This window comes from Pseudoalteromonas sp. meg-B1 (assembly GCF_003173795.1).
In the GTDB taxonomy this organism is placed as follows: domain Bacteria; phylum Pseudomonadota; class Gammaproteobacteria; order Enterobacterales; family Alteromonadaceae; genus Pseudoalteromonas; species Pseudoalteromonas undina.
This window is the reverse complement of the sequence record NZ_QGQU01000001.1, coordinates 1,682,483-1,693,529: the sequence shown is the minus strand read 5'-3', so window position 1 is coordinate 1,693,529 and position 11,047 is coordinate 1,682,483. Positions and strand designations below refer to the sequence as shown.

The following is an 11,047-nucleotide window of genomic DNA, read 5'->3' as shown; positions in this document are numbered from 1 at the left end:
CCACATTATTATTTAGTCACGGTAAATTTTTGTTAAATCTTGATAATGATCAATTCTACGGTCGCGTAAATACGGCCAAATACGTCTTACGTTCTCGCTACGTTTTTGATCAAGTTTTACCATTAATATTTGTTCATTTTGGTTATCAGCCTCTGCCAACATCTCGCCTTGAGGGCCTGCAATAAACGAGTTGCCCCAAAATTGAATGCCGTCACTTTGACCGCTAGGGTCGCTTTCATGACCAACTCGATTACAGCTAATCACCGGAACGCCATTAGCAACTGCATGCGCTCGCTGTGAAATAACCCAAGCATCTTTTTGGCGAGTTTGCTCGTCTTTATCATCGCGTGGATCCCAGCCAATGGCTGTTGGGTAAATTAAAAGTTCAGCACCGGCCATTGCCATTAAGCGCGCGGCTTCAGGAAACCATTGGTCCCAACACACCAGTACGCCGAGCTTACCGACTGAGGTTTGAATAGGCTCAAAGCCTAAGTCCCCGGGAGTAAAGTAAAATTTTTCATAAAACCCTGGGTCGTCTGGAATATGCATTTTACGGTATTTACCTGCAATGCTGCCGTCTTTTTCAAGCACCACGGCGGTATTGTGATAAAGACCCGTAGCACGTTTCTCAAATAATGAAGCTACAATAACAATACCGAGCTCTTTTGCGAGTTCGCCTAAAGTGTTGCTACTTGGGCCTGGTATTGTTTCGGCCAAATCAAATACATCAACGTCTTCGGTTTGGCAAAAATATAAACTGCGGTGTAACTCTTGTAATACAACAAGTTGCGCGCCTTTACTAGCTGCATCGCGAATGCCCGCAATTGACTTTTCAATATTATGTTCAGCGTTGTCACTGTTGCTTTGTTGCACTAAGGCAACTGATAAATGTGCAGGGCTTGTCATTGTGCTGCTCCAGCTAAAAATCCACGAGGTAATTGCATTGTAATGCAGTGAAGACTGCCAAATTGCTCAATAATAGGTAAGCAATTTACACCAATAATTGTGTGCTCTGGGTATGCTTTTTGAACTTGTGTTAAAGCACGTTGGTCGTTTACATCGTCATAAATAGGCACTAATACTGCGTTATTTATAATTAAGTAATTTGCATAGGTGGCAGGTAGACGCGTATTTTCATCGTCATACACGGCTTTTGGCCAAGGTAACTCAATTAGCTTATATGGGGTGTTATCAGCAGTTTTAAAGCTTTGTAGTTGTTTTTCCATGGCATCTAGCGCGCTAAAATGCTCATCGCTTTTATCGTCACATTTTACATACACAAGGGTGTTGTTAGGTGCAAAGCGCACTAGCGTATCAATGTGGCTATCGGTGTCGTCACCGGCTAAATAACCATGATCAACCCATAAAAAATCAGTAGCGCCTAAATGCGCTTTTAAAAGTACTTCTATGTCACTTGGGTTTAAATCAGGGTTACGGTTTTTATTCAGTAAACATTCGCTAGTTGTTAGCAATACACCATGTTCATTAATTTCAATACCACCGCCTTCAAGCACCATATCGAGGGCTTGATACTGGTTGTTTGTATTGCTTAGCTGTTTAACTAATGTGTGGTTTATTTGATTATCAAGGACACTTTCAAACTTATTACCCCAGCCATTAAAGGTAAAGTCGTAGACTTTTAATTGATCTGGCTTTTCTATAGCGCTGCACGTAAGTGGGCCATGGTCGCGCGCCCACGTATCGTTAGTGGGAGTAACAACAAAATATACACGGGTCTGCTCAATACCAGCATCATTTAGTAATGAGTTAATGTGGGTTTTTAATGCTTCATCATGAGCTACAATCACTAAGGCTTGTTGCGCGGTAATATGTTTTGCAAGTTCAATATAAACGGGTTCAACACGCGCTAAATTATCAGCCCAATCGGTATTTTTATGAGGCCATGTAAGCATAATAGCATCTTGCTCGGCCCATTCAGGTAAAAGTCTAAAGTTCATGGATTTTTAATACAAATAAAGATGGGGCTAGTTTAGCAGTTCAATTACAGCTAAGTCACTTTTAAATAAACGTTTGAACTACAATTTAAAGCGATTTAAACAGGTAAATAAACACTCGTGTTACTCGTTTGAACTCTCTTTCGCTTTTTCAAGTTGTTGGCGCTTTTTAAGTTGGCGTGTTTGCGCATGTAAACTGGCTCTAACAACCAACTCTTGATCACTGTCTCTTATTGATACAAACAGCAGGGTATACTGGTAATGCTCATTGTCTTGTTTTTCTATAGCAACAACTTCGCTATAACAATACACCGCAGAGGCTTCATGCTGTAAAAACAGTTTGGTACGAAATTTCTGACCTAATGTGTACAAATGTTCACTGGTAAATTTAATTCCGCCGCCGCCATAACTATCGCAATAAATTGAGTTATCTTCAGGTTGTTCTGAAGCTAAAATATGGCTCATGATCAAATCTATCTTACGCGACTGGGCTTGTAAAAACGTCGTCAGTTCTTGGGCAATATCTCCTAAGTTACGCAAAGGGCCTAAAGCGCTTTGATCTAAACTACTGACTTCGTTAGCAAGTTTAAATAAAGGCGGAATATCTGCGTCTAGTTCAGCCAAACTTTTTGATACCACTGCGTCATCTACGGCAAATAGATTGACGCGATTGCTCTCTTCAATTTGAAAGTAAAGCTCAAAATCAGCTAATTTTTGATTATTCATTTTTAACTCCTAGCCTCTATCCGTTAATAGTAGCGTTGCGGTTATTAAATTACTACACAGCAACCCAATAAAAATTAAGCTAAATAAGGGTTTGGCTTCACTATAAAAACGCTAGGGGTGCTACTTTTAATACAGCCATAATGATTAAGAATATAATAAATATTAATACATTTATACTGAGTACGTATATTCGCAACTAATAAATAACCAATAATTAACAAAATGCCTTGTAATTAACCATAAAACTCGTAATCTTACCGTAATAATAATAACAAGGGACTACCCACGTGGCTCGAGGAATTAAATTAGCCAGTACATTCTCAGATATATCCACGCAACTGCGGCGCTTTGTGTCTAAAATTGTGTTACCTGACGATGTTGATGATATTGTTCAAGAAACCTTTGTTAAAAGTTATGAAGCAGAGCTAAAACAAGATATTCAATACACCCGCAGCTATATGTTGAAAACAGCTAAACATCTCGCCCTAAATCATATAGCTAAATGGGATAATAAATTTAGTACTCCTTTAAATCACGAAACTGAACTTCCTAAATTGCTTAAATCAATGCAATTAGAAGATGAATACACCTCCAAAGAACGTTTTTTACTATTTTGTCGTGCTACTGAGCAGCTAAGCCCTGTAGTGAGAAAATGTTTTATATTAAAAAAAGTATATGGGATGAGCCAAAAAGAGATCGCACAGCAAATGCAGCTAAGTCAAAGTACGGTAGAAAAGCACATTGCTAAAGGGCTACTAAACACCATGCTATATATGCGCGATAAAGTGCAAGATGAGAGTGAACATTGCCAACAAAGTGCGAACATAGTGAGGGCAGTAAAATGAGTAACATCCATCAATTTACTTCAAAAGAATTAATCTTAGAAAAAGCATCGCAATGGATAAGTGCGATTGATCGTGGCTTAAATATACAAGAGCAAGAGCAATTCAAACTTTGGATGCTACAAAGCACGGCTCATCAGAATGCGGTATATGAATTAGCACAATTATGGGATGACTTAAGTGTGCTTAACGAGCTCAGCGTATTGTTTCCTAATAAGCACTCTGCAGGCATTAAAACAAAGCCTGCTTATGTATACGGTATTGCGGCAAGTGTTGTTGCAGCTTTAATGATGTGCAGCTACTTTTTGCTGAACATGGGGAGCAACTTTAACCAAAATTTAGCTAAAGTAAATTACACAAAAATTTATAAAACAAAGGTTGGCGAGCAAGCAACCTATGTTTTACCAGATGGCACAATAGTTCAGCTTAATACTAATAGTTCACTAGAAGTCGCTTATAGCCAAGGACGTAGACAGTTATTACTAAGCCGTGGAGAAGGGCGTTTTAACGTAGCTAAAGATGCATCACGACCATTTAGTGTGATGGCGGGTGACAAAAGCTTTACCGCACTTGGTACAGTCTTTAATGTTCAGCGCAATACCTCATCAGATCTCGAGTTGGTAGTCACTGAAGGTAAAGTGATGATCACCGATCCTAGCGTTGCCGTTAATGCTGACGATTTTAAAGCGTATCAGCAAGCTGATAACAGCAATCACGAAATCCGCCAGATCAATGCCAATATAGTGATATCGGGTGAAAAAGCTATTATTGAACAGAGCGTAACTAAACCAATTACACAACTATCGGTTGATGACGTACAACGCGATTTAGCATGGCAAAATGGCATGTTGATATTCAATGGCGAGCAACTGGTTGATGCCTTAAACGAAGTTAGCCGTTATACCGCCACGCGATTTGAATTATCATCTGATGAATTAGCGCGTATTAAAGTGGCAGGCGTTTTTAAAGCGGGTGATGTCGCAGGGCTTTTAGAGAGCTTACAAAATAATTTTTCAATTGAGCATGAGCGTTTAGGCGAGCATGTTGTTAGTTTAAAATATCAAAAAAAGTCATAGGTAATGGTAATGAAAATCACGCCATTGTTAATCAATGTTACTCATAAGGGTTTAAAAAGTAATTTAAAGATTAAAAAAATGATAAAAACCTATAGAGGATTTTTGTTTGCTAACTGTTTATATAAGTTGCGCAGTAACCATATGTGTTATTTAAGCCCGTTGGGACTCGTTGCACCGCTGTTTTTTAGTATCAGTGTGCATGCGAGTCAAACTGAGGGACAAATGATGCAGTTTGATATAAAAGCGCAACGAGCAGACAAAGCCTTAATTGAATTTGCCAAGCAAACTGAACAAACAGTGGTTTTTTCGTACGAACTTGCTAAACAGTACCAGGCAAATTCGTTATATGGATTTTATTCTCAACTCGATGCGTTAAACGCATTGTTAGCTGAGACTGAGCTCGATGCGGTTGTTGATCAAAATGGTTTACTGAGTATTAAACTCAAACAAATCAATAGGAAAGATAACAACATGATGAAGCTTTCAGGAGTTAGTGCTGCTGTATTACCTGCTTTACTTGCAGTTAATTCACAAGGAATAAATGCCGCTGAACAAAGCGCAGAACAAAACATCGAAAAAATTGCTATTGTAGGTAGTCGTGTCGCAGGACGTTCAGTTGAAGACTTACCTGTCCCCGTTGATATTTTAAGTGCAGAAGCACTCGAAAATACTGGTCAAACTGAAGTTGGCCGCATGCTTCAAGCTATCGCACCTTCTTTTAACTTTTCAAGTTCATCTATTAGTGACGGTACTGATGCATTAAGACCCGCAACCTTACGTGGCCTTGGCCCGGATCAAACATTGGTATTGATCAATGGTAAGCGTCGTCATCAAGCCAGTATTATCCACATTAATACTTCTGTTGGTCGTGGTACTGCGGGTACTGACATGAATGCGATTCCAGCCTCAGCCATTAAACGTATTGAAGTGCTGCGCGATGGCGCTGCGGCTCAATATGGTTCGGATGCAATTGCCGGTGTTATTAATATCGTGCTAAAAGATGGCAGCGAAGGTGGTAAAGCGGCCGTTAACTACGGTGAGTACTCTGAAGGTGATGGCGAAACCGTTAATATCGACTTTAATAAAGGCTTTGCTTTAGGTGATAACGGTTATTTAAATACAACTATTAACTACCGTGATCGTGCACCAACTAACCGTGCAGGCCTTCATGGCTCATGTCAGTTCTATGGCTGTACTGAACTTTCTGATGGCACCTTGCTTGCAGGTGATCCACGCGAATTAACCGCACCACGTGATACATTCAGAATTGGTGATGCTGATTCACAACAATTTGGTTTAACAGTTAACACCGGCTACGAATTAGGAGCGGGTGAACTATACGGTTTTATTACCTATTCAACTCGTGATAACGAATCAGCAGCATTTTTCCGCCATAATGCTAATGCAGGTGGTAACCCGGTACTTCAAGATGGCGATGCAACCATCCCAGCTGGTTTTTTACCTAAAATAAACACCACGATTGATGATATTTCCTATAACTTTGGTTATAAAACTGAATTTGATAACGACTCAAGCTTAGATTTATCGTACACCTATGGTGAAAACAGTATTGACTACACAACCAGCGATACTATTAACGGCTCTTACGCGAATTTTTTACGTTATGATCAAGGCCTAAGTGCAGCAGATATTCGCGCCACGATTCCACGCCAAGGTTATGCTTATGGCATGGAGCTATCATTGCAAACGATCAATCTTGATTTTACTCAAAATTTTGATGATTACTCATTGGCAATGGGTGCTGAAATTCGTACCGATGAGTACCGAATTTTAGAGGGTAGTGAATATGCATATCGCGATTACGATACCAACAATGGTGTTAATATTTACGATGGACTAAGCGGTGGTATTGGCAGCGAAAACGCATCCGGTGGCACACAAGGCTTTGGTGGTTCATCGCCAGCGTCGTCGGTTGATGAGTCACGTGATGTGATCTCGTTTTACTTAGACGCTGAAGCTTACGTTATTGAAGATGTAATTATCTCAGGGGCGTTACGTTACGACAATTACAAAGGGTTTGGCGATACAGTTAACTTTAAACTAGCCGGTAACTGGTCAGTAACTGAAGATATTTCACTTCGTGGTGCGCTAAGCTCAGGCTTTAGAGCACCTTCAATGCAACAGTTGTATTTTAACAACATCAGCACACAGTTTGTTGTAGGCCCTAATGGCAATTTAGTGGCTGAAGAAGTAGGGACCTTTAGAAACGATTCAACCCTTGCGCAAAGTTTAGGTATTCCTAAGCTCACAGAAGAGAAATCTCAAAACCGCAGTTTAGGTATCGTTTATAACGTAAGCGATAATATTAATGTAACCTTAGATTACTACTCAATCGATATTGACGACCGTATTGTAATCAGTAATCGCTTAGGTAAAGGCTTATCAAGCAGCCTTGATGCCGCGTTACTGAGCTCGGGTGCAGGTGCAGGGCAGTTTTTCTTAAATGGCGCTGACACTGAGACACAAGGTATCGACTTTGTGGCTACATGGAATACAGAAGGCCTAGGTGGCACGCTTGATTTTACTTTAGCGGCTAACTTTACCGAAACCGATGTGGTGTCTCTATTTACACCTGCCGGTTCTGGCCTTGAAACCGTGCCAGTCGATGATGTGTTTTCTGATCAAGAAATTTCTATTATTGAAGAATGGCAACCAGAAGATCGAATTAACTTAAGTGCACTTTATCGTCGCGACGACTGGACCGTAAACCTATCGCTTAACCGTTTTGGTGAGTACACAGTTGAAGATGGCGGCCGCCAGACTTACGGTGCTGAAATTTTAACGGATATTAAAGTAAACTATTTTGTGACTGATGATTTATCAGTAAATATTGGCGCAAATAACTTATTTGATGTTTACCCAGATGAAAACACCATAGGTAATTCACGTTCAGGCACAATTGTAGATGCTCAAGGTAACACCATTGTCAGCAGCGATGGTGTATTTAAGTACTCACGTCGTTCAGCGCCATTTGGCTTCAACGGTGCTTACTACTACGTAGGTGCAGAGTACCGCTTTTAATTAATAACTCTCCTATTGTTATTTAACAACCAAAGGGCCGTAAGGCCCTTTTATCGTTTTTAAACTTAATGTTTTTGCATTTTACTCATTTCAGCATGGCAGCTTTGCATGGTAAGTAATACCTTTGATAATGCTGCTTCACAATCGTGAGACTGAGGCTTTTTCAACGCTACTTTAATTTCTTCTAAGGTTTTATCTTCTACTTCCTCAAGCTCTTTAACGTAGGTTTGATCGTTATCGTTAGCAAATTTACTAATCAAAGTAGTAAATGCACGGCGTGCTTCTACAACAAACGACGAGCCATCTTCGCGCTCACCTTGTTGATTGATTGCGTAAGGTTGTAAACTCTCCACACTGACTTTACGAGCGTCAATCATACGTTGAAATAGGGCACCTATAGCGGGGTCTTGTACTTTATCTTGTGCTGTTTGGTAAAAGTCGATGCCGCTATTCATTACTTGGATAATGTCGGTAATGTGATTAATTTCTTGTCCTTGATGGGTGCTCATAATAATGACCTCTGTTAATTTAAAATACAGTCATTGTTAAGCAAGCGCTATTCCAAGTAGGTTTTTTTTTTAAGCTTTTGTATTTGATGGTTTTTAATTTTTTTTAATAGTTTGGTAGGCTTGCTAACTGAGCGTTAGCAAGCAAATTTTACATTAAGGTATGTAAGAAGGTTATTTTAGCTCATCCGCTACTTCAGCTACTTTTTGGCGTAACCAAATATGACTAGCGTCTCTGTGTAATAAAGGACTCCATATCATATCAAGCTCAAATGGCGGGATAGGAAAGGGGGGCTCCAGTATTTTAAGCCCAGGATCGTCTAAATAAATATTGGCCGCTTTTGAGGGCAAAGTCGCAACTAAATTTTTCTCTTTGGCTAAGTGAACAGCCACATGGTAGTTACGAGTAAAAGTGGCAATATTACGGTGTTTCCCAAAATGCGCCAGTGCCTCATCAACCCAGCCCAGCTTTTGCACATCTTTAGGGTCCATCCCCACACCAACACCAAAGCCTGTTTTACTTACCCAAATATGGCGAGCTTTTAAATAGCTGTCTAGGCTAAAGTTTTCAATAATGGGGTTATCTGATTTTACTAAACAACAAAAGCTGTCTTTCCAAATACGTTTATGATGAAACGATTGTGGTAAATTTTCAAAGCGGTTAATTGCCATATCAACTTTACCGTTTTCAACATCGTGAAAGGTAACATCACTAGGAGTTAAAATATCTAAGGTGGTGTCGGGCGCTTCTTCGTGTAGTTTCCCTAATAAACGCGGTGCCATGGTACTGGCCGCGTAATCACTGGCCATGATCCTAAACACTCGCTTACTTTGTTTAGCTTCAAACTCACGATTAGGTGCCAGCGTTTCTTCAAGGGTCATCAAAATTCCACGAATTACAGGCTGCAACTCAATAGCACGCTCAGTCGGTACCATACCATCGCTGGTACGCACTAAAATAGGATCATTAAAAAGGTTACGTAGGCGCTTAAGTCCGTTACTCATTGCCGGTTGAGTAATGCTAAGCTGGTTTGCAGCACGAGTAACATTACATTCGCGCAGTAATGTATCGAGGTAAACCAGTAAATTTAAATCTATTTTACTTATATTCATTGTGTGTCCTTAACGTTTACCAATAATGGATAAAACGCTGTGCTGTAGGATAGGGGTAAATATGACTCACCTTTCCATTTTTTATATTTTGTTGTGCTTGTTTCCAAAAGTTAACATCAAGTAATTCAGGGTGCGTGCTAGTTAAAAATTGTTTATATGTTGGATTAGGCATTACAAAGGTACATAGCTGCTCTGGAAATACATCTTGAGGTGCAACAGAGTAACTTTGTTCGTCCATTAAATAATCGTCATAACTTTTTGCTTTAGGTAGCGCTCTAAAGTTCATGTCTGTTAAATATTGCACTTCATCGTAATCATAAAAAATAATCCGTTTGTGCTTACTTACACCAAAGTTCTTTAACAGCATATCGCCAGGGAAAATATTCACGGCAATCATTTCTTTAAGCGCCTGCCCATACTCTTCAATGGCATCGGCGGCACTTTTTTCGTCTGCATTTTCTAAAAACAAATTAAGCGGTGTCATTCGCCGTTCAATGTATAAATGTTTTATGATTAACCAGTCACCCTCAATCACCATCGATGAGCCAATGGTTTTGTGCAACTGTGCTAACAAGTTACTATCAAATCGTGCCAAAGGAAATACGACGTTTGAATACTCTATGGTGTCGGCCATTCGGCCAACACGGTCATGACTTTTAACCAGTTGATAGCGTTTTAATACCGTTTCGCGACCAAATGGCTTACTTTCGCCAAATTTATCTTTGATGACTTTAAATACATAACCAAATGAGGGCAGGGTGAATACCATCATCACCATACCCGGTGTACCTGGAGCAATGGTAAATTCATCATTAGAATGGGTTAAATGATTTAAAAACTCACGATAAAACTCGGTTTTACCTTGTTTATGAAAGCCTATGGCGTTGTAAAGCTCGGCGAGGGTTTTATTCGGCATGAGTTGGTTTAAAAACCGCACTAACGCTGAGGGAGCGTGAGTTTCTACCATAAAGTAAGCTCGTGCAAAGCCAAAAATTACTCGCATTTGCGATGACTTAGTCAGTAGGGCATCAAGATATAACCCCTTATCTTCATGGTGTAGTACCGCAATGATAAAAGGTTGAACGCCGCTTTGCGAAACGACACGTCCTACAATATACGCGGCTTTATTGCGGTAAAACGGCGTGTGTAATATATCAAAACGCATTTGCCAATGCTGGTGGTGAGTATCGGGAGCTTGCTTATAAAACGCTTTTACTAATAAACGAATATCACGCTCAAGGTTGACAAAATCGGCTTTAAAATCAAAGTGGTTAATAATACGTTTAATTGTTGGTTTTAAACCATCCACGACGGGGAAGTAGCTTCTGTATTCTGCTTCTACAGGCACTGAGGGCGCATCTTTGAGTGTCGCTTCAACAAAAATAAAGTCGTTATGAAAATAGCGGCGGTGGTATAAGCGGCAAAATACAGAATTATAAAATGTTTCGGCAAGCTCAGCCTGCGGGTGAAAACATAAAAAATGCTGGTAAATTTTTTTTACTTCAAGCCATAAACTTTCGTTTAGCTGGTCTGTTTGTTGGCGTTCACGTAAGGTTTTTGTGGTTTCGTTAACTCGATCATCATAATAGCTAATACGTAGGCGGCTAATATCATTGATTGCTTGCCAATCTCTTTTAGCAAACGCATAAGGTGCTTTTGCTGTTGTTCTTTGAAACAGCAGGTAATGTTTTTTAAATCCGGTTAAAATTAACTCAGCAATTTGGCGTGGTTGCATCAGTACTCCTTAATTGACGCCTTTAGGTGTTTAGCAAAGTGCCGGTGGATAC

The 11,047-nt window shown here is 39.9% G+C and carries 9 protein-coding genes; 3 read left to right on the top strand and 6 right to left on the bottom strand.

Going from position 1 to position 11,047, the window contains the following annotated elements; genetic code table 11:
• Nucleotides 1–12 precede the first annotated feature (12 nt).
• The 3 genes from DK924_RS08045 to DK924_RS08035 all read right to left on the bottom strand — a co-directional run bounded on the left by DK924_RS08045 (nt 13) and on the right by DK924_RS08035 (nt 2,681).
• Nucleotides 13–906 carry a carbon-nitrogen hydrolase gene (locus tag DK924_RS08045; protein WP_010389610.1) on the bottom strand — a complete coding sequence of 298 codons (894 nt, stop codon included), beginning with the start codon at nt 904–906 and terminating at the stop codon, nt 13–15.
• Nucleotides 903–1,958 carry an agmatine/peptidylarginine deiminase gene (locus DK924_RS08040; protein ID WP_109874833.1) on the bottom strand — a complete coding sequence of 352 codons (1,056 nt, stop codon included), beginning with the start codon at nt 1,956–1,958 and terminating at the stop codon, nt 903–905. The genes DK924_RS08045 and DK924_RS08040 overlap by 4 nt, the downstream gene beginning before the upstream one ends.
• 120 nt (nt 1,959–2,078) lie before the next feature.
• Entirely contained in the window at nt 2,079–2,681 is a 603-nt protein-coding gene (locus DK924_RS08035; protein WP_109874832.1) for a PilZ domain-containing protein, read from the bottom strand.
• A 287-nt stretch (nt 2,682–2,968) separates the two neighbouring features.
• Between DK924_RS08035 and DK924_RS08030 the strand changes: the two genes are divergently transcribed.
• Genes DK924_RS08030 through DK924_RS08020 form a run of 3 tightly spaced genes read left to right on the top strand, consistent with a single transcriptional unit; the run spans nt 2,969 to nt 7,641 of the window.
• Nucleotides 2,969–3,526 (top strand): RNA polymerase sigma factor, encoded by a 558-nt coding sequence (locus DK924_RS08030; protein ID WP_109874831.1) that lies wholly within the window; start codon nt 2,969–2,971, stop codon nt 3,524–3,526.
• Nucleotides 3,523–4,599, top strand: coding sequence for a FecR family protein (locus DK924_RS08025; protein WP_109874830.1), 1,077 nt, complete (start codon nt 3,523–3,525; stop codon nt 4,597–4,599). The genes DK924_RS08030 and DK924_RS08025 overlap by 4 nt, the downstream gene beginning before the upstream one ends.
• Before the next feature lie 9 nt (nt 4,600–4,608).
• Nucleotides 4,609–7,641, top strand: a complete 3,033-nt coding sequence (locus DK924_RS08020) for a TonB-dependent siderophore receptor (RefSeq protein WP_109874829.1) — start codon at nt 4,609–4,611, stop codon at nt 7,639–7,641.
• A gap of 65 nt (nt 7,642–7,706) precedes the next feature.
• Here the strand turns inward: DK924_RS08020 and DK924_RS08015 are convergent, their stop codons facing one another.
• From DK924_RS08015 to aceK, 3 genes are all read right to left on the bottom strand, one after another.
• Entirely contained in the window at nt 7,707–8,150 is a 444-nt protein-coding gene (locus DK924_RS08015; protein WP_008468186.1) for a PA2169 family four-helix-bundle protein, read from the bottom strand.
• Nucleotides 8,151–8,321: 171 nt separating this feature from the next.
• A complete protein-coding gene (locus tag DK924_RS08010; protein WP_008468187.1) occupies nt 8,322–9,260 on the bottom strand; it encodes a LysR family transcriptional regulator in 939 nt (312 codons plus the stop codon).
• Between the two features lie 16 nt (nt 9,261–9,276).
• On the bottom strand, nt 9,277–10,995 hold the full coding sequence (aceK, locus tag DK924_RS08005; RefSeq protein WP_109874828.1) for a bifunctional isocitrate dehydrogenase kinase/phosphatase: 1,719 nt from the start codon (nt 10,993–10,995) through the stop codon (nt 9,277–9,279).
• Nucleotides 10,996–11,047 lie beyond the last annotated feature (52 nt).